Origin of the sequence: Microseira sp. BLCC-F43 (assembly GCF_041929235.1) — a bacterium.
Classification (GTDB): Bacteria; Cyanobacteriota; Cyanobacteriia; order Cyanobacteriales; family Aerosakkonemataceae; genus Microseira.
Window position 1 is genome coordinate 1 of sequence record NZ_JBHFNP010000343.1, and the last position, 22,098, is coordinate 22,098.

Consider the following 22,098-nt stretch of genomic DNA (forward strand, 5'->3'; position numbering starts at 1 on the left):
TCAAGATCTCTGCACCTGGTCACTTGCCCCCGGATTTATCCGTGGAGAGAAAAGAAATTCTTCCTTGCTTGAATCCCCCGGATTTATCCGTGGGGTTTCCCCGCGTCAGGAGCGTCTCCTTGTCCGGTGTGTCCTCTTCAAGTGCAACAACCCGAAGCTTACAAGGTAGGCGAAGTTGAACTGAAATGCTTGGTGTGCGCCCATGAATTCTTCTGGCGTCGAGAAGTACAGTTAACAGAGGGAGTCCCTACCCTTGATTATCCAAGCTGGAAGAACCGCTATGCTTTGTGTCTAGTCTGCGAAAAATGCGGTTATATCCATTGGTTCCTACCTGAGTAAGCGATCGCTCACCTAAAATAAAACTATAGTCTGGGAGAAAGCGATCTTGGAAAGAAAACCTTCAAACCAAATCAGTCGTCGCAAATTCCTGCTAGGTTCCGCTTTAACAGGTGGCGGAATTATTGCCAGCAATTTATTCTCAAAATCATTCGCCCAGGCTCCCGGCATCGTAACATCAGATAGAATGCGTCCGCAAATTCCCTACGGCGTCGCCAGCGGCGATATTACCGGAAATAGCGCCGTAATTTGGAGCAAAACTGACCGACCCGCGCGCATAATTGTAGAATATTCCACCAGCGAAACTTTCCGCAACGTCCAAGGAATTGTAGGGTCAGCAGCTTTAGAACCCACCGACTTTACAGCGCGAGTTTACCTATCAGATTTACCCACAGGTCAGCAATTATTTTATCGCGTTACTTTCCAAGATTTAGCCGATAGAAATATCTCCAGCATTCCCGTTACAGGTCGTTTCCGCACCCCTCCTAACTCAAGTAAAGATATTTTCTTTGCTTGGTCGGGTTGTAGCGGCGGTCAAGGGTGGGGTATTAATCCAGATTGGGGTGGGATGAAAATCTATGAAACCATCCGAAAACTAGAACCAGATTTCTTCATCCACTGCGGCGATAATGCCTATCCAGACAACCCGATTCTATCGGAAGTTAGACTAGAAGACGGCAGGATTTGGAAAAATATTACTACCCCAGAAAAGTCCAAAGTTGCCGAAACTTTAGCCGAGTTTCGCGGCAATTATATCTATCACTTACTCGATGAAAACGTCCGCCGCTTCAACGCAGAAGTGCCGTTGTTAGTCCAATGGGACGACCACGAAACTACTAATAACTGGTATCCAGGAGAAATACTCGATGATAACCGCTATACCGTGAAAAGCTGCGATTTACTGGCAGCGCGTGGCAAAAGAGCGCTACTTGAGTATATGCCATTTCGCTGGGACGCCAAGGATCCGGATCGCATTTATCGCGCTTTTAAATATGGCTCAAATTTAGAGATTTTTATGCTCGACGAACGCAGCTATCGTGGGGCAAATTCTGCTAATCGTCAGACCTCGCAAAGTGCAGAAACAGAATTTTTAGGTAACGAACAAGTGCGGTGGTTAAAAAGCCAATTACTCGCCTCAAAAGCAACTTGGAAAGTAATCGCTAGCGATATGCCAATTGGGATTATTGTCCGCGATGGCAGGGCATTTGAAAACTTTGCCAACGGAGATGGTCCCGCTTTGGGACGGGAATTAGAACTGGCAGATTTGTTGCGGTTTATCCAACAAAATAACATCAAAAATGTTGTTTGGCTGACCTCGGATTTGCATTACGCCGTCGCGACTTATTACGACCCCGCCAAAGCTCAATTTACTGACTTTAAACCCTTCTGGGAATTCGCTGCAGGACCGCTGCACGGTGGCAGTTTTGGACCGCAAGCAATTGATAATACTTTTGGTCCGCAAGTCAAGTTTCAAAGCGCACCTGTGGGCATGAAACAAAACCTTCCGCCTACGGCAGAAATGCAGTTCTTTGGAACAGTAAAAATAGATGCTGCAACTAAATTAATCACCGTTGCGTTGAGCGATCTAAAAGGTAAAATTGTATACAGCGTCGAGTTGCAACCAGAGGTATAAATCCGGGTCAATGCTTGCAAAAATTATGAGTTTAAGGTATAATAGCAAGGGAGCAATTGACCAAGCTTAAAATATCGCTAAAAGATTTCGTTTTGTTGGTTTTTTCATCGTTTTTTGACATTAATGAGCTAAGTGGTGTGAAAAGAGCGATGATATAAAAGCAGCCCAAGCGTTTATTAGGGGGAGAGGCGATGATGACATCTACTATCCGCTATTCAATCGATGTGATTAGGGATGAAGCCCGCGAACTGGTTAAGAAAGGTACAATTAGTCGCCGACAACCGATATATGCGCTTTGCGAGTATATTAGACCGGGGGAATGGCGTTGTGTGGAATGCGAGTTAGAAGAGTGCGGCTATTTACTAAGAGATCGCATTTGCGATTTAATTGGTTGCGAAACCTGGAGCGAGGATTAGAATAGCGAACGCTGCGATTAATTCTGCCAGTTCGATGGTTTAATAGCTTGCATTGCTAATAAAGCTGTACCATAAGCGGCTTCTGTATGAATCGGTCTTAAGATAGATACTTGCAAATGACGTTGGCGAATCTTTTGCCAAGTAGGATTTTTCGCCCCACCTCCAGCGGTGTAAACGCGAGTTAACGGCGTTGCACCGAATTGTGTTAATAATTGGTAACCTCTGGCTTCAATGCGGGCGATACTTTCGAGTAAACCGTGGAGAAATTCTACAGGGTTTTCGGGACGGGGTTCGAGTCGGGGTGGTAGATTGGGGTCGTTGATGGGGAAGCGATCGCCCGCCTTCACCAATGGATAATAATCTAATAAACATTCTTTCTCAGCATCAATTTGACTGCTGAGATTTTCTAATTCAGCGTTGGTGAAAAACTGCTTTAATACTGCACCACCTGTATTAGAAGCACCGCCAACTAACCATAAATCGATCCCCCCCTGCCCCCCCTTGCCAAGGGGGGGTAAGTGCCCGCCTGAGACTAAAGGCAAAGCATCCTCTAGCTTCCCCCTTTGCAAGGGGGACGGGAGGGGGATCGCAAGCGAGGGTAAGCGATGGCTATAAATTCCGTAGCGGGAATCATCGACGCGAGTGCGACTTAATAGTTTTAGGACTAAAGTCGAACCTAGAGAAGTTACTGCTTCACCGGGAGAATTCGCACCGCTGGCGAGAAATGCGGCAATACTATCAGTTGTGCCGCTACAAACTATGCAATCTCGCCGCAAATTAAAGCGAGTGGCAATTTCTGCCGTCACTTCACCGACTGGCACCCCAGGTGCGAGGACTTGGGGTAATAAATGACGTTCTGGTAAATTTTCTAACCAATCTGGATAGCACAAATTTGCGACATCGTAACCGAGTTTTAATGCATTGTGATAATCGCTAACTCCCAAACCTCCGTGCAATAAAAAAGCTAACCAGTCTGCTTGATGTAAGAAATAACAATTTTGCAGATTATCGGCATTTTGGATTAGCCAGAAAAGTTTTGCAAGGCTAGAAGTGGCGCTGATTACGGTATGGTTGGGAGGAGCGATCGCGCGGACTTTTTCGATGACTTCTATTCCCCGTCCATCGTTGTACATTAAAGGTTCAGAAATGGGGTTACCAAAGTTGTCGCACAACAGGACGGTAGAAGAAGTGCCATTGAGAGCGATCGCTTTGATTTCCCCTCGGATTTCCTGGGGAATTTGCCCTAGCAGGTTAAATAAAGCATTCTGCCAGATAATGGTCTGGTTGGGTTGTGCAAACGGATATTGCGCTTCTGCTTGGATAATACCTTCAGAGTCGATTACTATTGCCCTTGCGCCAGAAGTGCCGAAGTCGATGCCAAGGTAGAAGTTCATGGGTAATTATAGATCGGGATTGATGTTGTCGCAGAGAGTGGGAAGCGCCACTCGGTTAATGCTTACACTATTATCAGATTCTTGAGGTATAGAAAGAGCCACACCAATCCCTCACCACCAGCAAAAAACCGAACGACACGGATTTGGAACACGGATGCAGGGATTTTCACGGATATTGGATCCGCGTATCCGTGTCCGAATCCGTGTGGTACTGCACCGATTGATTTTGAGTCACGTCATCCTTGTATCCGTATTCATATCAATGTCAGCTGTATAGGTCTTGTGCCACAATCCCGGAAAGGATTATCTAAAAAGCAAGCAGAGGGAACAGATGAGTGGCAAGAAAGTTAAAGGCCCCCATGAAGATTTGACCTATAGAATTATCGGTGTGGGGATGGCTGTTCACAGCCAACTTGGGCCTGGTTATAAAGAGGCAGTATACCAGCGAGCGCTCGAACTGGCATTAACCGAGAATGGTATCAGCTTCGACCCACAAGAAAAACTGCCCGTTTATAACAATGGTAATTTACTTGGTTATTACATACCAGACTTTATCATAGAAAACAAAGTCATTTTAGAAATTAAAGCCTTCGCCACAGTCCATCAAAAATATTTAGGACAAGTCATCACATACTTGAATCATACAGGTTTGCCAATTGGCCTATTAATGAACTTTGGCGAACGAAGTCTTCGGACTCGGCGCATATTTCCCTCACCCCCTGCTACAGAATTTCGCCACAACCATCAGTGGATCTATGTCCCTGATTGGCTGAAAGAGCAAAAGCGGAATCAAACAGAAGACCTGCCATTTTAGCAAGACACAACCTGACAAGGAATCGGAAACGGATACAAGCATTAGTCTTATTCTTATAAATGACAATCCCCATTTAATCCGTGCATCCGTGTTCAAAATCAGTGTTGTGCCACTTTTAGCGATCAAGCGCTACTACAAACCTAAAAATTAACACAACGACGATTCAATTTTACTTTTATCCAAAGCGCGACCTATCAGCACCAAACGAGTTTCGCGTGGTTCGTTTCCTAACCAAAGACGATCGTAAAAATGCTCAAAGCGCGAACCGACTCCTTGCAAGACTAACCGCATTGGTTTATGGGGAACAGCAACAAACCCTTTAACCCGGTAAATTTCGTGCTGTTGCACCAATTGTTTCAGCGAATCGACTAACGCTTGTGGCTCAAACTCTCGGTTTAAAATAAAGTGAACTGAATTAATATCCTCATCGTGTTCGTGGTCTTCTTCCTCATCGTGGTGACTGGGACGAGAGTCTAAATTATCCTCAACCGCTGCATTAAATCCTAACAGAACATCGGCGCTAATTTCACCGCTTTCGCAAGGGACAATTTTGACTCCTGGTGGTAGTTGCTGTTTTAACCAATTCTGCACCTGAGTTTGAGTTTGAGCGTCTACTCGGTCAACTTTACTCAACAGCACCAAATCAGCACAAGCTAATTGGTCTTCAAATAGTTCCTCAATTGGCGTTTCGTGGTCTAAATTGGGGTCAGCTTTTCTTTGCGCTTCCAAAGCATCCAAATTCGCCGCCAGGGTTCCAGATACTACGGCTTCGCAGTCTACTACGGTAACTACGCCATCTACTGTAGCACCCGTGCGAATTTCAGGCCAACGAAAGGCTTGAATTAAAGGTTTTGGCAATGCTAATCCGGATGTTTCGATTAGTATGCAATCTAAATTTTCTCGCCTTTCTAGTAGCTGTTGCATCGTGGGGAGAAATTCTTCCTGAACGGTGCAACAAAGACAACCATTCGTGAGTTCAACAATCTTCGTATTTGGCACTTCAGCGTCATCGCAAACTTGGCAATACCGCAGCAATTCGCCATCGATTCCCAATTCGCCAAATTCGTTAACTAGAACGGCGATGCGACGCCCTTGATTGTTTTTCAATAGCTGGCGAATCAGAGTTGTTTTGCCGCTGCCGAGAAAGCCAGTAATCACAGTAACGGGTATTTTTGCAGCCATAAAAGCTCCTAAAATTGCTGATTTTAGATGGCAGATTTAAGATTTAATTCAATCTTCAATCTCAAATCTGCCATCTTAAATTAATTGAGGGGTGGGATGCGGGCGATTACGCCTTTTTTTAGGGGTTCTGGTCGTTCTGCCCAGGGCAAAAGACCATTGGGTTTTGCATAATATTGAGCGGCACATTCTAGAATTGCGGCTGCGCTATTTTGGGGGGATAAATCCCCAAACAGATAAGTATATTTATCTGGGGCGGCGAATGAAACAGCACAAGCATGACTGCAAGCGCTCATGCACTCAACTTCTTGAATGGGAAATCGATCTCGTAATTCCCAATTTTGGTGGAGTTGGCTGAGATTTTCGATTAGTTCCTCACCGCCACTTTTACCTTGTGGTTTGCCATCTTGCCAAACGGTGGCACAGGTTTTACACACAAATAGAATGTGTTGCGTCTTCATTGTTGATTTGATAGTCCTGGGGAATATGCAATTAACCCAAAAGCGAAGAAGTGAGAAAAACAGTACCGATTGAGCAGATGACAAAGCCAGCGAATTGCAGGGGCGAGAAAGTTGGGCGGGTGAATTTCTTCATCGTCCAGTTGCCAATTAAAAGAGCAAGCAGAGAAATGGCGTACTGAATCAAGCTAAAACCCAACAAATAAGCAAGTAGCGGTGTCATTTGTGCGCCGACGATGGATTCGCCGTAAGCGTAACCGTGAAACAACCCCGCGCCGGAGGCTAGTGCTGTCAGCGCCATGAAGTTGGGACGCTGTTGGGTGAATAGCATGACGCCAAAAGCGATCGCAGAACCCGCAATAATCATCTCAGCTCCTGGTAAGTCTAATTTCAGCAAGTGAATTCCCGTGCCTACCAGTGCTGTCAAGATAAATCCTGCTGGAATTAAAGCGCCTCGCGACAATCCAACTGCCAGCAATCCAATGGCAACAATAAAAGCAAAATGGTCTAAACCGATAATTGGGTGGGCTAATCCGGAAACAAAACCTTCAAAGAAATTGCTGGGTATTTTACCATCAAGGGCGTGGTGAGCGATCGCAGGCCCAGCTGCACTCAAAAGTCCTATACATACCAAAAATCCTACCTGGGACTGCTGACGCGAAACTTCTATTTTTGACACGATCTGTACCTCGCAGATTTATTTATCCAACGTCGGCGGGCATCCTGACTTACTCGATTTTGGTAATTGGTAATTGCTAATTGCTAATTGCTAATTGGTAATTGTTTTTTCCTCGTGACCACGACAGAGTCTGGGAACGCGATTACCCATTACCGATTACCCATTACCCAATCCAAAATCGATTTACAGTTGCGGGACAGTGTCGGACTTGCACCAGACTTTCCCCGTTACCTCTGGCGGCTGATCCTCGCCAGAACCGACAAGGCTTGCGTATTCAGGACTTACGCCACGGCGTTGCCAGAAAGCCGGTTTTGATTGTCGTTCGCCCAGCGTGCGGTCGGCATATCTCTGGTTGCCAAACCAACGATTTTTCGCAGAAACCGGGTTTCTTGGCGTAAGCCCTGGTATTCTACCGCAAACCTTGTCGCTTGACAAACAGTCATCGGTTAATTGCTGAACTATGTAGCGATCGCGTCCTTCTGCTTTTGCCCAATTCACATCCCAGACAATCAACTACAGCGGCTGTTGTTTTCTCATCATAAACTACACTCTTTGTCAAGATATTCGTCAAAACGGCGGCGATTGGCGACTTGAGTCAAACCATCTAAACAAACTAATTGCTGCAATTGTTGCTTGGCAAAGGCACATCATCGAACGCGAGCGTAAGTTTTTTGAACGGCTAAATGCATTGTGCTTTGCCTCCAAGAACCTGTATAATGCAGCTAACTACATTATCCGGCAAAACTTTATTTATGGCTGGGGGTATTTGAACTACCCTTCAATCTATAACCTACTCAAATACCATGCCACTTACAAAGCATTACCAGCCAAAGTAAGCCAGCAGATTTTAATGGTACTAAACCGGCTGGAAATCTTTTTTTGCGGCAATAAATGAATATAAAAAACATCCCCAATCATTTACGGGCAGGCCATCTTTACCAAAGTACAAGCACAAAAATAAAGGAGGTAACCTATTAGTTTATACCAGTCATGCTCGATCTAAAACGGCCCTCAATCAAAAAATGTGTCAGTGGTTCCCTGGTGAGACAGGTGAGGGTAGTGCCGCAATGGGATTGTTATGCAATCGAGGTGATTTATCAGCAACCAGAGTCCCCCCATTCGTCAGGGGCAGGGATAGCAGCGATTGACTTCAACTCAGAAAGGATTTGTCCCGCTACTGATTAACGGACGCCCGCTCAAAAGTATCAATAAGTTATACAACAAAAAAATCATCCCTGCAATCTCAATTTAAGGGAAATCGGCAAAGGTTTAAAAGAATTAACCATAGCGACTTATTTTTCCTATTATTCCCACTTTTTAGTAGTATAGATTTTTTGGATGAAAAGCGCTTGACAAATGTTTTGTGTTTGTTGTAATATTTAATATTTTAAAATTTGTGATCTCGCTCTGGCGATAGCACCTGAATCCTACTGTAGCGCTCGCTGAGCCAAGCCAGTAGATAGAAATGTGCGATCCTTGGCGAATGGCAAAAGGTGCTTACACAATAGAAGACAAGCCATGCAACAGTTTGAATTACCGCGATACGAAAGAAACCTACCGGATTTTTCGGAGGTGTTTGGTGTGTCAGCAGCTGAGGTAATCGAAGATATGGATCGCTGCGGCGATGATATACCAGAGCAGGAACCAAAATATGGGTTCAACATCAATTATGCTGGGGTTCGCCGAGAAAATATACCCGTGAAACTTTTAGATCCGTTTGGTTCCGAGCAAGTTTTTCAGGTTTTCTGTTCGTTAGAAGCCAGCACAGAAGTTCCCTACTTCAAGCGCGGAATTCACATGTCCAGAATTGGCGATATCATAGCGAAATCAACACAAAATACCTATGAAAGCTTGCAACAATATGGGCTGAATGTGGCTGATATGCTAACTAAATATGAGTATCAAGGCAGCTCTCAAGTTAAGGTTGAAACTAAGTTTCCTTATCTAGAAAATGTCAAAGGATGGAAAGAAGAAAAGGACAAAGTTTCCCTGGAACATTTAGGGTTATCAACAACCATTCACACGAAACAAGGAAGTAGTTACAGCCAAAGCGCCGGAATAACTGTTGCAAATATTACTGCGTGCCCTTGCGTGCAAAGCACCTTTAAGCATACCTTAAAAGTAGCAGGGAACTTCGTTCAAGACAGCGTATTTTAACCATTCATCACTCATTCTCAACGGTGTAGAACCACGATTGAGGTGCTGAATTTGCCTGTTGGTAAGACCATTCCCATTAAGCGTTTATTGGAAGCAATCGATCAGGCGCTCGTCAGAGTACAAAACACGCTGCCGAGAGAATACGAGTTGCTGATGGTTTATCGATCGCACAAAAAACCTCAATTCATTGAAGATGTTGTCAGGGAAGTTGCCGTTAAAGTAGGCGAGGCGATCAAAGATGACTTTCAGCAAAGCTCTATTCGAGTTTTTTCCGAGAGTATGGAGTCTATCCACGACTTTGATATCCAGGCTGAGCTAGTAGAGTCTGTGGAAAATTTGGTTCAGGAATAGCACACCGACAAAGTAATGCCGTTGGAATTACAGGATAGCACGAATAAAGGTATACCTTTAAAGCCTGACCGCCCATATACAACGGTGGTCTTAGCCATGAGTGCGGATGGAAAAATTTCCGATGTAGTCCGGTCTGCTGCTGGTTTCGGATCGGCTGCGGATAAAAGACATCTGGAGATGCAGGTTGCTAAAGCAGATGCTCTTTTGTTTGGTGGGGGAACCCTTCGCGCAGATGGAACGGCAGAAAGAGTATTCGATCCGATCCTGCTCGAACAACGGCAAAATCAGGGAATGGCACCGCAACCGATACAAATTATTGGCTCTGGTAGCGGTGCTATTAATCCCCAATTAAAATTCTTTCAGCAGCCTGTAGAGCGATGGCTGATCGCAACTAGCGTCGGTGCTAAAAACTGGCAAGGGCGTTCAGAATTCGATCGCATCTTGTTAGCAGAAACAGAAACCGGAAAGATTGATTGGGTACGAGCGTTTCAGCAATTAGCCAGCCTGAATATAAAGTACCTCAACGTAATGGGCGGGGGCACGCTGGTTGCATCATTATTGGCAGCAGACCTAATTGATGAGTTTTGGTTAACTGTTTGTCCGTTTATTTTTGGAGGTGCAACAGCACCTACTCCAGTTGATGGGGAAGGATTTCTATCTCAAACGCTGCCGCGTCTAGAGTTATTAAGTGTGGAAAAAATTGAACAGGAGGTTTTTCTGCACTATCGCATACAGCGAGGAAATTTTGACAGTGCCGCAAGATGTGCCACAACGCAAGACCGATAACCAAGGTCGCGTCGTGGCACTAGATCCGGGAATCAGAACTTTCATCTAAACCTCCGAGATACCCCGTCCGTCTACACGGCGGGGAGGGATAGGAGCGTTGATTTCGGCGGCTCGATGCCGCCGAAATCAACACACAATCTTGGCAATTTACAGATAACTCCGGTTCTATATGATGGTAGTATATCCGTATGCAAAGAACGATTCGCATCCAGCTTCAACCCGACATCGAAACGGCTAAGGCTCTGTCTCAAACGATTGAGCAATACACTTGGTCGTTTAATGCCGTATGCAAGCATGGATGGGAACACGACTTGGCAAATGGCGTAGAACTGCACAAAGCAACTTACTACGACCATCGCGCTGTGACTGGCTTGGCGTCTCAGTTAGTCTGTGCTGCTCGTGTCAAAGCAACGGAAGCTTTGAAATCGGCGAGAAGCCTGAAGAAGAAGGGCAAAACAGTCAGTTGCCCAACCTCGAAATGTTGTCCAATTCGGTACGATGCCCGGTCTTACACGGTTTGGTTTGACCGATGCGAGGTATCGATTCTCAGCATCAATCGACGGGTGAAACTGCCTTTTGAAATCGCTCAATACTATCGGCAATATCTGAACTGGAAGAACACCAGTGCAGACTTGCTCAAAGACCGAAGAGGACGATGGTGGCTGCACATCGTGATGGAGATTGAAACTCCTGAAACAATGGCAACGGATGAGGTTGTCGGCGTGGATTTGGGTATCGCTTCCCCGGCTGTTGATAGCAAGGGAAGTAAATATGGTTCTGACCATTGGAAGGAGATAGAAGATCGAACATTTGAGTTGCGTCGAAGACTGCAATTCTATTGGCACGAAAAGCGCCAAACGACACTTGAAAAAGCTGTCTGGTCGCCAGAAACGTTTCAGAAAAGACTGTGACCATGTGCTGAGTAAGCGATTGGTTCGGTCTGTTCAGTCCGGTGCAACATTGGTTTTTGAAGATCTCACGAACATTCGCGGTCGAGCCAAGACGAGGAAGGCTCAAAGACGACGATTGCATGGATGGAGCTTTGCTCAGTTCCAAGCATTTGTTACCTACAAAGCTGAAGCCAGAGGTGTAAATGTGGGATTTGTTGACCCGCGCTATACCTCGCAGAAATGCAGCCAATGTGGACATATCGAGCGAGGAAATCGCCCGTCTCAGGCTGAATTTCGGTGTAAGAAGTGCGGGTATGAGTGCCATGCGGATTATAATGCTGCGATCAATATTCGTGGAGACTTTCTTAAACTCAGGGCGGCAGTCAATCCGCCTATTGTTTCAGCCGAAGCTCTCGGCTAGGGACAAGCGCCACCGTCTTCACGGTGGGGTAGTTGACGACTTACAGAGCCAAAACTGAAAGCTGGCACGGCGAAATCGGCCAAAACTTAGGCGGGGCAAAAGTTATCAAATCCAGCGAGGGGCAATTTATGAACCGGGAGCTAAATGGTGCGCGTGGGATTTTCCTACGTGCATTGCTCGATCGGCTTTGGTTAAACCAACATTTGGTGGTTTAACTTATGTATTTGTTAGGGAACAAAGTATCCCAGGACTTACGCAAAGAAACAAAGGGCGCTCCGCAAAATCCTTGGGAAAGGGAACCAGAAATCGAGGTCGAAACCGGGTTTCTGGCAACGCCCTGGCGTAAGTTCTGTATCGGTACCCAAATCTATCAATAATTAAATTACGTCAATAGCGCTGAGGACAACTCGATTCAATTATGGCTACCTCTTTGGCGATTGCACTGAACAACATCGGCAAGGTTTACCCCAATGGTCTTGTGGCTTTGGAAAATATGAGCCTTGCGATTAACCAGTCTCAGTTTGTCAGCATTGTGGGGCCATCAGGGTGTGGCAAAAGTACAGTGCTGCGGATGATTGCCGGACTCAGCACTCCAAGTTATGGTAAAATACACTGGGCAAAAAATCCCAGTCAGTCAGGCTTGCCCAATCGGGCGTTCGTTTTTCAAGAGGCAGCACTCATGCCTTGGGCAACCGTGACAGAGAATATTCGGTTGCCATTAAAGTTAATGAAAATATCTCAGCAGGAGGCTGAGATTGCAGTTGAAGAGGCAATTGCCTTGGTTGGACTGAAAGGATTTGAGCGCGCCTATCCGCGACAGCTATCAGGAGGGATGAAAATGCGGGTGTCCATCGCCCGGTCATTGGTGACGAAACCAGATGTGTTGCTGATGGATGAACCATTTGGGGCGCTGGACGAAATGACCCGCAGCAAGCTCAACCGCGATTTGCTAGACCTGTGGCAGGAAAAACGGTGGACGGTCATTTTCGTGACGCACAATATTTATGAGGCTGTCTATTTGTCTGAGCGGGTGATTGTGATGGCAAGTCGTCCAGGACGCGCGATCGCAGATGTCGCCATCGCTGCTGGTTATCCCAGAACCGAGGAATTTCGGCTGTCGTCCTTGTATGCCAATTACTGTCAAACTATCGTTCGCTCCCTGACAGCAGGAGTAGAAGGCACCGAATACAGCGTGGAAATGAGTAATCGGTTCTAAATAATCATGCCTAAAACTGCCAGAGAAAAATGGATCGAGTTAATCAAAGATGAGAGAGTCTTTGAGATTATTGCACCCGTTGTTGTGGGTATTTTGGTACTCGTTAGTTGGGATATATTCGTTCGGGTTACAAACTTACCCCCTTACCTGCTGCCTGGACCGCTGCTAGTTTTCCAAACGTTAATCCGCGATTGGGGCGAGTTATTTCCGGCGCTGTTGATTACGCTAAAAATTACAGTTGTGGCATTTATTCTCGCCGTTGTTTCAGGCGTATTGATTGCGGTTTTGATGGCTCAGAGTAAATGGATTGAGAAAAGTCTGTTCCCCTATGCGGTGATTTTACAAACTACACCGATTGTGGCGATCGCGCCATTAATTATCATATGGTTGAGAGATAACACCTTTGGAGCGCTGGTGCTGTGTGCTTGGATTGTGGCGCTGTTTCCGATTATTTCTAATACCACCCTCGGATTAAATAGTGTCGATCGCAATTTGAGCGATCTGTTTCGACTTTATCACGCCTCTCGCTGGCAAACTTTATGGTATTTACGCCTACCCTCTGCCATGCCTTACTTTTTGGGAGGGGTGAGAATTACCGGCGGATTAGCCCTGATTGGCGCCGTGGTGGCAGAATTTGTCGCGGGAACGGGTGGCGCCAGATCGGGACTTGCTTATCAGATATTGATGTCTGGTTACAAGCTGCAAATTCCTCGCATGTTTGCTGCCTTGCTGATGACAACCTTTGTGGGAGTGATTATCTTTTCCGTGTTGATGTTGCTGTCTAATTTCCTCCTGCGTCACTGGCATGAAAGTAGCGCTCGCCCTGAGGATTGATATTCCATCATATCAGCCTCCAAATTTATGCGACAGGACTTACGCAAACAAACATCTATGTTTTAGGATGGGCTATACACCGAATGTAGAGGATATCATTCGACTCTTTGAAGAGGGAGGAGTTGGTTCTATTAAACTGACTCAAGCAGGATATATCGCGACAGATCAATATCTTCGTACATCAATTTCCCACATTTACGCTGCAGGAGATGTGGCAAATACCATAGTTCCTTCCGTCGCAACTGCGGTAGCTCAGGGTGCAATTGCTGCACGCAGTTTGGAGGAGGACTTACTATGTGGAGTTTAGGGAAGTCCCAGAAATAAATTATTCTAAAATACAACAGACAGCATTCCCGATCTTCAAAGTGACCCCTCGCCCAAAGCGCTCCCTGATGAATTGATGATTAAAAATATCAATGGCATCATCCTCCAAATTCATGGGATTTTTGCAGTATAATAGTGTTTAAAATCAACAAGAACCTGTAACTGAGACCAAGTATGGCAGTCTACGATCCAATAGCAGAACAGTACAAGCAAATTCGAGAAAATGTAGCATATGTGTATGTAGAAAAATATACATACTTGAGTAAACTGGGCAACATAACAGGGAAATCAATCCTGGATGTAGGTTGTGGAGAAGGCATATTCAGCAGAATTTTCAAACAAGAAGGTGCAGCGCGAGTTGTGGGCGTAGATATTTCCTCAAAAATGATTGAATTGGCAAAAGAAGAAGAAGCAAGAAGACCTCTGGGAATAGAATATATTGTCGGAGATATGCGCGAGTTGGGGAAAATAGGTAGTTTCGATTTAGTGGGGGCAGCTTTTTCGCTAAATCACGCCAAAACGAAAGAAGAACTGCGGGAAATGTGCCAGACAATATATGAGAATTTAAAACCGAACGGTCGCTTCGTATGCCTGAATAATAATCTGGAACAGACCCTAGAGTCTTATGAAAGAGTGACAAAATATGGATGTACTAAAAGCACTAACTCCTCGCTTGAGGAAGGATCGCCTATTTCCGTATACGTTTTCGATATTAAAGGTGAGAAAATCAGCATAGACGACTATTAACTCAGTAAAGAAAACTATGAATGGGCATTCCGGGAGGTAGGATTTAAAGAAATTAACTGGGACAAACCAATGGTTTCCCCTGAAGGAATACAAAAGTTTGGCGAGGAGTTATGGAAAGATTTACTGGAGAATCCAAGTATGAGTTTGATTGAGTGTCAGAAATAGTTGTTTTTTGACGATTTAGTCAGCGCAATAAGCCAGCCAAAAATTGCACTAGATTTTGTTATGAATCCGCCATCACCCTCATCAACAGCAATTCATCGCCTGAGTCGCCGCCGTTTTATTCAATACGGTTCTATCTGGATTGGTAGCAGCGTCATGACTGCTTGTGGGAACAACAAGCAACCATCAACTAGCAGTTCTCAGATGAATAAAGTGACATTAGGGACAGATTGGATTGCAGAACCATCACAAGGCGGATTCTATCAGGCTCTTGCTACAGGTATTTATAAAGACTATGGTTTAGATGTCACTATCAAAATGGGTAGCCCTCAAGTTGCCAGTGGGAGTCAATTATTGATGGGGGGTGTGGTAGATTTTTTCATGGGTAATTCTATTGACGCAGTGAACGCCGTAGCAGAAGGTATTCCGAAAATCACAGTCGCAGCAATCTACCAGAAAGACCCCCAATGTATCATTGCCCATCCCAACCCAGCGACTAAAACCCTTGCCGACCTCAAAGGCAAACCAATTTATGTCTCTGCTAGTGCTAATATTACCTATTGGCCGCTGCTCAAAGCTAAATACGGTTTTACTGACGAGCAAAAACGTCCTTATAGCTCTAATCCTGGCCCCTTTTTAATTGACAAAAATTCAGCACAGCAAGGTTACATCACATCTGAACCTTTCGTGATTGAAAAACGGGGAGGGTTTAAACCCCTGGTATTTTTATTAGCAGATTATGGCTATCAAACCTACGCAGGTACGATTGAGACACGACAAGAACTCGTAGAAAAAAATCCTGATTTGGTGCAGCGATTTGTTGATGCTTCAATCAAAGGTTGGTATAGCTACTTGGAAAATCCGCAACCAGGGAATCAGCTGATTAAAAAATATAATCTGGAAATGACGGATGAGGAACTTGATTACAGTATTCAACAGCTAAAAGAAAGTGGAATCATCTTTTATCCTGAAGCGGAAAAAAAAGGTATAGGAGCTATGAGTGAGGAACGATGGAAATCATTCTTTGACAGCATGGTTAGTGTAGGAGTTTTCAAACCTAACGTGAACTACAAAAATGCCTTCTCCTTGCAATTTGTGAATAAAGGAGTAGGCTACTATCAGAAGTAATATGTAAACGGAAGCGATATAACTCATCGCTGTACGATCACAGGTGTCCCTACGGTTACTTGCTCGTATAACGCCTCGACATCTCGATTTCGCATTCGGATGCAACCGTGGGAAACTGCTTGTCCGATCAGGCGCTCATTGGGGGTACCGTGAAATCCAATAAAATTTTTGCCGTCAGTCCAAAACGCAATCCATCTCCTGCCTAATGGATTATTCGGCCCTGGAGGGATAACCTGTCCATTCAAAGGATGCTCCCAATAGGGATCGCGTTCCATGTGCAAAATTTTAAACGTGCCGGTGGGAGTTTCCCAACCTGCTTTGCCAATGGCAATCGGGTAACTGGTTTCCACGCGATCGCCTCGATATACATAAACCCGCCGCTCTCTCAATTTTATGACTAAACCAATCTCAACAGCGGGATTGACCGGAGCGGATTGCTCTGTATTAGGCGCTACTGGGGGTTGTCCAACAGGAGGCGCTTCCATGTGCGGTTTTAGTTCAATAGCTTCAGTCACAGCAGCAGCAACAGCAGGCAGCCCCGCTACTGACATTGTTAAAATTATTACACTCAAACCAAGAAGTTTCATGTTTCCAGCTATCGATTTTCCTCGCACCATTACGGATAGATTGACATATTGATAATTTTTATCGGTTCCGTATTGAAACTCGTTCCTATTGTAGTATTTTTACCTAAACTTTCCTCAGTAGAAACAGCTATATTGTAGCTGAGTCTGAAAAACAGACTTGTTTTGTCAGCGACTATACAGCAGAGCTTGCAAACCTGTGATAATCCAAACAACTCATGCCTATAGGTGGAGTTAGCGCCAAAAAGGTGAGAGTTAGAATTTGGGAGAAACAAAGGCAAGAGAAAAAGCTTTGCGAAGCAAGAGCTAGGTATAGTCGGCAAACGATCTCAAAGTGAGGTTAAAATGCGTCTTCAAAATGTGAAAATATTGACGGGGACGGCTCTCGTGGTGGCGTTAGGAGCGATAGCATCAAGTCCAGCGATCGCCACTGAAATGAGCGATCGCCTCCAAGACAATCGAGTAGCTGTAGCATCCAACTCCAACTCTTACACCGGAACAATCAGAAGTATCGTTGGCAACATCGTAACCCTGGAACTACCCAACGGCGACACCAAAGAAATCGGCTTAACTCGATTGGAACAGGGACGACTCGGTTTAGTCCCCGGTATGAAAATTCTCGTCAGAATGGTAGACGGGCGTAGAATAGTTTCCCTCGCTCCCCCAGTAGAAGCAGTTACAGTCGCCAGAGTGACGCGGATTGAGGAAACGACAACTCAGATCGAACGCACACCCAGGCGCATCGTGTTACCACCCCCGCAAGAAAGACCAGCACCTGTCAGACGGGCACCTGTGCAACCCGCACCCGTTAGAATTGAGCCGGTGGAACAGACAACAGAAGTGGAACCTCTACCGCGCCGTCCCATCAGAGCGCTCTGGTAAGATTATTGTTTTCACAGATATCTGCAACAGAGATAATGCCGCCACTTCTGTAGGCGGCATTATTTTATATTCTTGGGCAGGCGGGACACCTACCTGACTAGAAAAATATCAGTTGTGGGATGAGCATTCTGCCCATCTGCTGACCTGACTAGAAAAATATCAGTTGTGGGATGAGCATTCTGCCCATCTGCTGACCTGACTAGAAAAATATCAGTTGTGGGATGAGCATTCTGCCCATCTGCTGCTATTCTTGCCAGAAGTCCAATTTTTAGTTGTATAGTATCAAAGTGAAGCAACCTTGCCCTCTTGCCCATTCTCAAAGGACTTCAGCGTGGCGATTCAACTGGTAGACAAACTACGATTAAGCCTTGCAGTAACAGCTGCACGTACCATTACATCCCTAGTACGCTTGCTGCGCCTGGGTGCTGCGAGCGTTTTACCGGGAGCAATTGCGCGTCGCATTCAACCAAAAATTTTGTCCCTGCTGGCGCGTCAGGTAAAGTACGGCACAATTTTAATTGCCGGGACGAATGGGAAAACCACTACATCGCTGCTATTACGCACGATGCTGGAACGCAAAGGTTGGCGGGTCGTACACAACGCCACGGGTGCGAATTTAGTCAATGGGTTAATTGCGGCGTTGCTGGAAAATACCAATTTGGCGGGTAAACTGAACGCCGATTACGCGATTCTGGAAATCGATGAAAATATCCTGCCGAAAGTGCTGCCGCAAATCCAGCCAAAGTATATTTTGTGTTTGAATTTGTTTCGCGACCAGTTGGATCGTTACGGGGAAGTCGATACAATTAGTCAACGGTGGATGGACGCGATCGCACCCCTTTCCCCAGACACCGCTATCATCATCAACGCCGATGACCCCACGCTTTCCCACCTGGGTCAGCATTTACCCCAACGAATCTTATACTTTGGTTTAAGCGAACCCGACCAATATCTAGACGAAATTCCCCACGCCGTTGACTCAATTTACTGTCCCCGATGCGGTCATTCGTTAGATTATCAAGGCGTTTATCTCTCCCATTTGGGCGATTTTCACTGTCCCAGTTGCGGGTTTAGCAAGAGTAAAGTATCGATTAATAGCACCCAATGGCCTCAAATTCTCATCGGACTTTACAATAAATACAACACCCTCGCAGCCGTATTAGCCGCCCAAGAAATCGGGATTGATGAAAGTACAATCCTCGATACAATTAAAAACTTCCAAGCCGCATTTGGACGCGCAGAAGAATTAGAAGTCGCCGGAAAACACGTCAGAATTTTATTATCAAAAAATCCCGTAGGCATGAACGAAACCATCCGCGCCGTGAATCAAATAAAACTTGCCGGAAAAGCATCGACAAGTTTAGTAGTACTCAACGATCGCACCCCCGATGGCACAGATGTATCGTGGATTTGGGACGTAGATACGGAAAAATTAGTAGCGTCGGGAGGAACGATTATCGTGAGTGGCGATCGCGTCTACGACATGGCTCTACGCCTGCGCTACAGCCAAACCGACGAAAATGAAAAATTTAACCTAATTATCAAAGAAGACTTGCAGGAAGCCATTACAACCGCCTTAGAATGCACTCCCGCAGGCGAAACCCTGCACATTCTCCCCACCTATTCAGCCATGTTAGAAGTGCGAGGATTGCTAACAGGTAGAAAGATTTTATGAATTGGTAATTGGTAATTGGCGAACAACTCGCGAGGGGCGGGTTTATAATAATTGTCGATTATTGGCATAGATGGTTGGTAAAACCCGCCCCTACACAACATTCAAATCAATCTGCAATTCTTCAATCTAAAATCTGCAATTCCTATGACTGAACTAACAATTGGCTGGTTATATCCTACCCTGATGAGTACCTACGGCGATCGCGGCAATGCCATCTGCTTGCAGCAACGCGCCAAATGGCGGGGAATTCAAGTACAAGTATTACCCCTGGACTTACAATCAACTATCGAGGATATTCATAAAGTGGATATCTTAGTCGGTGGCGGCGCGCAAGACAGACAGCAAGAAATAGTCATGCGAGATTTAAAAGGAGCGAAAGCAGAAGCACTGCGCCAGAAAATAGAAGCAGGAACTCCAGGGGTTTTTACCTGCGGCGCACCGCAATTGTTGGGACATTATTACGAACCGGCATTAGGTCAAAAAATAGAAGGTTTGGGATTATTAGATTTTGTCAGCAAACATCCGGGACCAGATGCGCGTCGCTGCATTGGCAATGTAGTTTTTGAAGTGACGGCTTCGCGTTTAGCCAAAGATTTACAAGCAATGTTAGGCAAACCGGCGGTAATCATTGGCTTTGAAAATCATGGCGGTAGAACTTATTTAGGTAAAGTAGAACCGCTAGGAAAAACGATCAGCGGTTATGGAAATAACGGCGAAGATGGAACAGAAGGGGCATTTTATCGTAATGCTATAGCAACTTATTCCCACGGCCCACTTTTGCCTAAAAATCCCTTTGTGGCTGATTGGTTAATTCAAACAGCATTAGCAGAAAAATATCAAACGCCAATCTCTTTAGAACCCCTGGATGATACGCTAGCAATGCAGGCAAGGGAAGCAATGTTTAAACGGTTGGGAGTTGGTGAAGTTGTTGCTGGTAAGCGGTAGTACGTTCGCGTCTCGAAGAGAATCGCCGATCTTGATTGGGAAAGCATGGCTAGACAGTTTGAGTTAAATCGGATACATCACATGGACTGCCTAGAGGGTTTAAGGCAGATGCCAGAAAATTTTGTTGATATTGCTATCACCAGTCCTCCATATTGGGGACAAAGAGGTGATGAAGGAATTGGCTTGGAAAAAGATCCACGGGATTATGTTAAAAATCTAACTGAGATACTGCTGGAAGTTATGCGGGTTCTTAAACCTACGGGACTTCTTTGGCTAAATCTTGGTGATGCTTATAACACTCCGATTAATTGGAGACTGGACGATCTCAAGTATTCAACATTAGGAGCAAATGGTAATGGTTTAGCACCTAGCAACTCTGCTTACACAAAAGATCGAGGGACACGACGTGCTTTTATCCAAAAAGAAGTAGGTTGGCTTCAGTACGGCAATTTACTTGCTTTACCCTGGCGAATTGTACTTAACCTGTGCGATCGCGGTATGTATTATCGAGGTTGCCAGTAAAGCAACTGGTAGCATTAATATTTCAACAACAAAAAGTCATAACAGCGCTACAGCAAGAAATAGAGCGTCTAAAAATCAGAGCGTCTGGACACTCTTGCGCCCGTGCAGATCGCTAGTGTACTCCCGTCACTAGGTGAAAGTCACGGGCGCAAGAGTGTTCCCTTTTGACCTGAATCCGTACACAAAAATTAACACACTCTTGTTGATTTTTGTCGAGCTACATTGATATGATTCCTTTGATGTAATAATCCGTATAAGACTAATGCCCGCTGGGGACAAAACCTTTCATCGTCTACCACAAAAACGGCGATTTTATAGAGCTGAATCCGACAGCAACTGAAAATGAAAGGGGCTAGTTTGCGTATAGACCCATGTTTTTATGTTCGGAGATTCACGCTAATCATGTTTAGAATGGATTAGAAATATGCTCAACAGCTTTAATGAATGGTCTACTCTCAAAGAAGTAGTTGTTGGTTCGCCAATCAACTATAATACTCAAGATTTAGAGTTGTCTTTTAAAGTATTTTTCCACGATGTTGCCTATTCAACGTTTGGTTATCCTTACTATGGGAGTAATAGCCGGAACAATACTCTGGATTCTCAAAGCTCTGGAACCCATACTCTAAAAAGAAAATACTTGGAAGAGTTGAATGAAGATGTTGAGGAACTGGTGAACACTTTAAAGCAATTAGGCGTTAAGGTGCATAGACCCATTACCTTGAGTAAAGCCATAAAATTTGAAACACCTTATTGGAAAGCCGACTGTATTCCCGCATTAAATATTCGCGATCAAGCTATCATTCTTGGCAATGAAATTTTGGAAACGCCACCTCAAGTCAGAGCTAGGTATTTTGAAAATGATTTATTAAAACCGATTTTTTACGAATATTTTCAACAGGGGGCAAAATGGACAACTATGCCCAAGCCCATTATGACGGATAAATCGTTTGATACATCTTATATTTCAGGTCAAAATGTACCTGCAATGCAGGAGGTTTATCCTCAAAAGGAATCAGAATTTGATATCGGCTACGAAATGATGTTTGATGCAGCCCAGTGCATCCGCTTTGGTAAAGACATTCTCATTAACGTGGCAACCAAAAACCATTACTTAGCATACGAGTGGTTGCAGCGTCATTTTGAAGGAAAATTTAACTTTCATATGCTTTATCAGTTCGCTGATAATCATATAGATAGTATTATATTACCCTTAAAACCCGGTACTCTTTTATTACGCAATCCTCAGTTTCTCGCTCGATTACCCGAACCGCTACAAAAATGGGATATTATTTATCCGCCCGAGCCAACTGAAAATATTTTCCCTGAATACGAAGATGATGATTTAATCTTAACCAGCAAGTACATTGACTTAAATGTTTTGTCGATTGATGAAGATAAAATCATCGTCAACTCCTTGTTTCCAGAACTAATTAAAACCCTAGAAAAGCATGGATTTACCCCAATTACCGTGCAACATCGACACCGAAGAATTTTTGGGGGTGGGTTCCATTGTTTCACACTGGATACCGTGCGCGAAGGCTCCCTAGAAGACTATTTCAGTTAAA

23 protein-coding genes, 1 pseudogene and 1 riboswitch are annotated in these 22,098 nt (G+C 44.9%); of the genes and pseudogenes, 17 read left to right on the forward strand and 7 right to left on the reverse strand.

Going from position 1 to position 22,098, the window contains the following annotated elements; translation table 11 throughout:
* Window positions 1-385 precede the first annotated feature (385 nt).
* Together ACE1CM_RS44935 and ACE1CM_RS44940 are read left to right on the forward strand one after the other, a co-directional pair.
* Window positions 386-1,969, forward strand: a complete 1,584-nt coding sequence (locus ACE1CM_RS44935) for an alkaline phosphatase D family protein (RefSeq protein WP_374886029.1) — start codon at window positions 386-388, stop codon at window positions 1,967-1,969.
* A gap of 191 nt (window positions 1,970-2,160) precedes the next feature.
* On the forward strand, window positions 2,161-2,385 hold the full coding sequence (locus ACE1CM_RS44940) for a DUF4327 family protein (protein WP_374886031.1): 225 nt from the start codon (window positions 2,161-2,163) through the stop codon (window positions 2,383-2,385).
* 17 nt (window positions 2,386-2,402) lie between these two features.
* On the opposite strand, the gene ACE1CM_RS44945 is transcribed toward ACE1CM_RS44940, so the two are convergent.
* The gene (locus ACE1CM_RS44945) at window positions 2,403-3,779 is read right to left on the reverse strand and encodes an FGGY-family carbohydrate kinase (RefSeq protein WP_374886033.1); all 1,377 of its coding nucleotides are present in this window, start codon (window positions 3,777-3,779) and stop codon (window positions 2,403-2,405) included.
* Between the two features lie 331 nt (window positions 3,780-4,110).
* Between ACE1CM_RS44945 and ACE1CM_RS44950 the strand changes: the two genes are divergently transcribed.
* Entirely contained in the window at window positions 4,111-4,593 is a 483-nt protein-coding gene (locus ACE1CM_RS44950) for a GxxExxY protein (protein WP_374886034.1), read from the forward strand.
* 147 nt (window positions 4,594-4,740) lie between these two features.
* Here the strand turns inward: ACE1CM_RS44950 and cobW are convergent, their stop codons facing one another.
* From cobW to ACE1CM_RS44970, 4 genes are all read right to left on the reverse strand, one after another.
* On the reverse strand, window positions 4,741-5,775 hold the full coding sequence (gene cobW / locus ACE1CM_RS44955) for a cobalamin biosynthesis protein CobW (RefSeq protein WP_374886035.1): 1,035 nt from the start codon (window positions 5,773-5,775) through the stop codon (window positions 4,741-4,743).
* An 80-nt stretch (window positions 5,776-5,855) separates the two neighbouring features.
* Window positions 5,856-6,233 (reverse strand): DUF1636 domain-containing protein, encoded by a 378-nt coding sequence (locus ACE1CM_RS44960; RefSeq protein ID WP_374886037.1) that lies wholly within the window; start codon window positions 6,231-6,233, stop codon window positions 5,856-5,858.
* Between the two features lie 31 nt (window positions 6,234-6,264).
* Window positions 6,265-6,909 (reverse strand): HupE/UreJ family protein, encoded by a 645-nt coding sequence (locus ACE1CM_RS44965; protein WP_374886039.1) that lies wholly within the window; start codon window positions 6,907-6,909, stop codon window positions 6,265-6,267.
* 16 nt (window positions 6,910-6,925) lie between these two features.
* Window positions 6,926-7,185: riboswitch (cobalamin riboswitch) on the reverse strand.
* Window positions 7,186-7,190: 5 nt separating this feature from the next.
* Window positions 7,191-7,352 (reverse strand): hypothetical protein, encoded by a 162-nt coding sequence (locus ACE1CM_RS44970; protein ID WP_374886040.1) that lies wholly within the window; start codon window positions 7,350-7,352, stop codon window positions 7,191-7,193.
* Between the two features lie 1,165 nt (window positions 7,353-8,517).
* Here ACE1CM_RS44970 and ACE1CM_RS44975 point away from each other — a divergent pair.
* The 9 genes and pseudogenes from ACE1CM_RS44975 to ACE1CM_RS45015 all read left to right on the forward strand — a co-directional run bounded on the left by ACE1CM_RS44975 (window position 8,518) and on the right by ACE1CM_RS45015 (window position 15,925).
* A pseudogene (locus tag ACE1CM_RS44975) lies at window positions 8,518-9,417 on the forward strand (GTP cyclohydrolase, FolE2/MptA family).
* Between the two features lie 15 nt (window positions 9,418-9,432).
* A complete protein-coding gene (locus ACE1CM_RS44980) occupies window positions 9,433-10,203 on the forward strand; it encodes a RibD family protein (protein WP_374886041.1) in 771 nt (256 codons plus the stop codon).
* Window positions 10,204-10,391: 188 nt separating this feature from the next.
* On the forward strand, window positions 10,392-11,114 hold the full coding sequence (locus ACE1CM_RS44985) for a hypothetical protein (protein WP_374886043.1): 723 nt from the start codon (window positions 10,392-10,394) through the stop codon (window positions 11,112-11,114).
* Window positions 11,068-11,514 carry an RNA-guided endonuclease InsQ/TnpB family protein gene (locus ACE1CM_RS44990; protein WP_374886044.1) on the forward strand — a complete coding sequence of 149 codons (447 nt, stop codon included), beginning with the start codon at window positions 11,068-11,070 and terminating at the stop codon, window positions 11,512-11,514. The genes ACE1CM_RS44985 and ACE1CM_RS44990 overlap by 47 nt, the downstream gene beginning before the upstream one ends.
* A 418-nt stretch (window positions 11,515-11,932) precedes the next feature.
* Window positions 11,933-12,730 carry an ABC transporter ATP-binding protein gene (locus ACE1CM_RS44995; protein WP_374886046.1) on the forward strand — a complete coding sequence of 266 codons (798 nt, stop codon included), beginning with the start codon at window positions 11,933-11,935 and terminating at the stop codon, window positions 12,728-12,730.
* 6 nt (window positions 12,731-12,736) lie between these two features.
* Window positions 12,737-13,564, forward strand: a complete 828-nt coding sequence (locus ACE1CM_RS45000) for an ABC transporter permease (RefSeq protein ID WP_374886048.1) — start codon at window positions 12,737-12,739, stop codon at window positions 13,562-13,564.
* The gene (locus ACE1CM_RS45005; protein WP_374886049.1) at window positions 13,536-13,871 is read left to right on the forward strand and encodes an FAD-dependent oxidoreductase; all 336 of its coding nucleotides are present in this window, start codon (window positions 13,536-13,538) and stop codon (window positions 13,869-13,871) included. The genes ACE1CM_RS45000 and ACE1CM_RS45005 overlap by 29 nt, the downstream gene beginning before the upstream one ends.
* A gap of 191 nt (window positions 13,872-14,062) precedes the next feature.
* Window positions 14,063-14,635, forward strand: coding sequence for a class I SAM-dependent DNA methyltransferase (locus tag ACE1CM_RS45010; RefSeq protein ID WP_374886051.1), 573 nt, complete (start codon window positions 14,063-14,065; stop codon window positions 14,633-14,635).
* Between the two features lie 225 nt (window positions 14,636-14,860).
* A complete protein-coding gene (locus ACE1CM_RS45015; RefSeq protein ID WP_374886053.1) occupies window positions 14,861-15,925 on the forward strand; it encodes an ABC transporter substrate-binding protein in 1,065 nt (354 codons plus the stop codon).
* Between the two features lie 23 nt (window positions 15,926-15,948).
* Here the strand turns inward: ACE1CM_RS45015 and ACE1CM_RS45020 are convergent, their stop codons facing one another.
* The gene (locus tag ACE1CM_RS45020) at window positions 15,949-16,476 is read right to left on the reverse strand and encodes a L,D-transpeptidase (RefSeq protein ID WP_374886054.1); all 528 of its coding nucleotides are present in this window, start codon (window positions 16,474-16,476) and stop codon (window positions 15,949-15,951) included.
* A gap of 378 nt (window positions 16,477-16,854) precedes the next feature.
* Between ACE1CM_RS45020 and ACE1CM_RS45025 the strand changes: the two genes are divergently transcribed.
* On the forward strand, window positions 16,855-17,391 hold the full coding sequence (locus ACE1CM_RS45025; protein WP_374886055.1) for a hypothetical protein: 537 nt from the start codon (window positions 16,855-16,857) through the stop codon (window positions 17,389-17,391).
* Window positions 17,392-17,480: 89 nt separating this feature from the next.
* On the opposite strand, the gene ACE1CM_RS45030 is transcribed toward ACE1CM_RS45025, so the two are convergent.
* Entirely contained in the window at window positions 17,481-17,687 is a 207-nt protein-coding gene (locus ACE1CM_RS45030; RefSeq protein WP_374886057.1) for a hypothetical protein, read from the reverse strand.
* A 35-nt stretch (window positions 17,688-17,722) separates the two neighbouring features.
* Here ACE1CM_RS45030 and ACE1CM_RS45035 point away from each other — a divergent pair, with 35 nt between their 5' ends.
* The 4 genes from ACE1CM_RS45035 to ACE1CM_RS45050 all read left to right on the forward strand — a co-directional run bounded on the left by ACE1CM_RS45035 (window position 17,723) and on the right by ACE1CM_RS45050 (window position 22,097).
* The gene (locus ACE1CM_RS45035; RefSeq protein ID WP_374886059.1) at window positions 17,723-19,066 is read left to right on the forward strand and encodes a MurT ligase domain-containing protein; all 1,344 of its coding nucleotides are present in this window, start codon (window positions 17,723-17,725) and stop codon (window positions 19,064-19,066) included.
* Window positions 19,067-19,210: 144 nt separating this feature from the next.
* The gene (locus ACE1CM_RS45040) at window positions 19,211-20,011 is read left to right on the forward strand and encodes a type 1 glutamine amidotransferase (protein WP_374886060.1); all 801 of its coding nucleotides are present in this window, start codon (window positions 19,211-19,213) and stop codon (window positions 20,009-20,011) included.
* Between the two features lie 45 nt (window positions 20,012-20,056).
* Entirely contained in the window at window positions 20,057-20,533 is a 477-nt protein-coding gene (locus ACE1CM_RS45045; protein ID WP_374886062.1) for a DNA methyltransferase, read from the forward strand.
* Window positions 20,534-20,957: 424 nt separating this feature from the next.
* Window positions 20,958-22,097: a glycine amidinotransferase gene (locus tag ACE1CM_RS45050; RefSeq protein WP_374886063.1), complete on the forward strand. Its 1,140-nt coding sequence runs from the start codon at window positions 20,958-20,960 to the stop codon at window positions 22,095-22,097.
* The last annotated feature ends 1 nt before the right edge of the window (window position 22,098 follow it).

Coding starts and splice junctions, on each gene's coding strand:
- ACE1CM_RS44950 (WP_374886034.1), top strand. CDS start 4,111: ATGAGTGGCAAGAAAGTTAAAGGCCCCCATGAAGATTTGACCTATAGA.
- cobW (WP_374886035.1), bottom strand. CDS start 5,775: ATGGCTGCAAAAATACCCGTTACTGTGATTACTGGCTTTCTCGGCAGC.
- ACE1CM_RS45045 (WP_374886062.1), top strand. CDS start 20,057: ATGGCTAGACAGTTTGAGTTAAATCGGATACATCACATGGACTGCCTA.
- ACE1CM_RS44940 (WP_374886031.1), top strand. CDS start 2,161: ATGATGACATCTACTATCCGCTATTCAATCGATGTGATTAGGGATGAA.
- ACE1CM_RS44960 (WP_374886037.1), bottom strand. CDS start 6,233: ATGAAGACGCAACACATTCTATTTGTGTGTAAAACCTGTGCCACCGTT.
- ACE1CM_RS45015 (WP_374886053.1), top strand. CDS start 14,861: ATGAATCCGCCATCACCCTCATCAACAGCAATTCATCGCCTGAGTCGC.
- ACE1CM_RS45050 (WP_374886063.1), top strand. CDS start 20,958: ATGCTCAACAGCTTTAATGAATGGTCTACTCTCAAAGAAGTAGTTGTT.
- ACE1CM_RS45025 (WP_374886055.1), top strand. CDS start 16,855: ATGCGTCTTCAAAATGTGAAAATATTGACGGGGACGGCTCTCGTGGTG.
- ACE1CM_RS45010 (WP_374886051.1), top strand. CDS start 14,063: ATGGCAGTCTACGATCCAATAGCAGAACAGTACAAGCAAATTCGAGAA.
- ACE1CM_RS44970 (WP_374886040.1), bottom strand. CDS start 7,352: ATGACTGTTTGTCAAGCGACAAGGTTTGCGGTAGAATACCAGGGCTTA.
- ACE1CM_RS44980 (WP_374886041.1), top strand. CDS start 9,433: ATGCCGTTGGAATTACAGGATAGCACGAATAAAGGTATACCTTTAAAG.
- ACE1CM_RS45005 (WP_374886049.1), top strand. CDS start 13,536: ATGAAAGTAGCGCTCGCCCTGAGGATTGATATTCCATCATATCAGCCT.
- ACE1CM_RS45040 (WP_374886060.1), top strand. CDS start 19,211: ATGACTGAACTAACAATTGGCTGGTTATATCCTACCCTGATGAGTACC.
- ACE1CM_RS44995 (WP_374886046.1), top strand. CDS start 11,933: ATGGCTACCTCTTTGGCGATTGCACTGAACAACATCGGCAAGGTTTAC.
- ACE1CM_RS44985 (WP_374886043.1), top strand. CDS start 10,392: ATGCAAAGAACGATTCGCATCCAGCTTCAACCCGACATCGAAACGGCT.
- ACE1CM_RS44945 (WP_374886033.1), bottom strand. CDS start 3,779: ATGAACTTCTACCTTGGCATCGACTTCGGCACTTCTGGCGCAAGGGCA.
- ACE1CM_RS45020 (WP_374886054.1), bottom strand. CDS start 16,476: ATGTCAGTAGCGGGGCTGCCTGCTGTTGCTGCTGCTGTGACTGAAGCT.
- ACE1CM_RS45000 (WP_374886048.1), top strand. CDS start 12,737: ATGCCTAAAACTGCCAGAGAAAAATGGATCGAGTTAATCAAAGATGAG.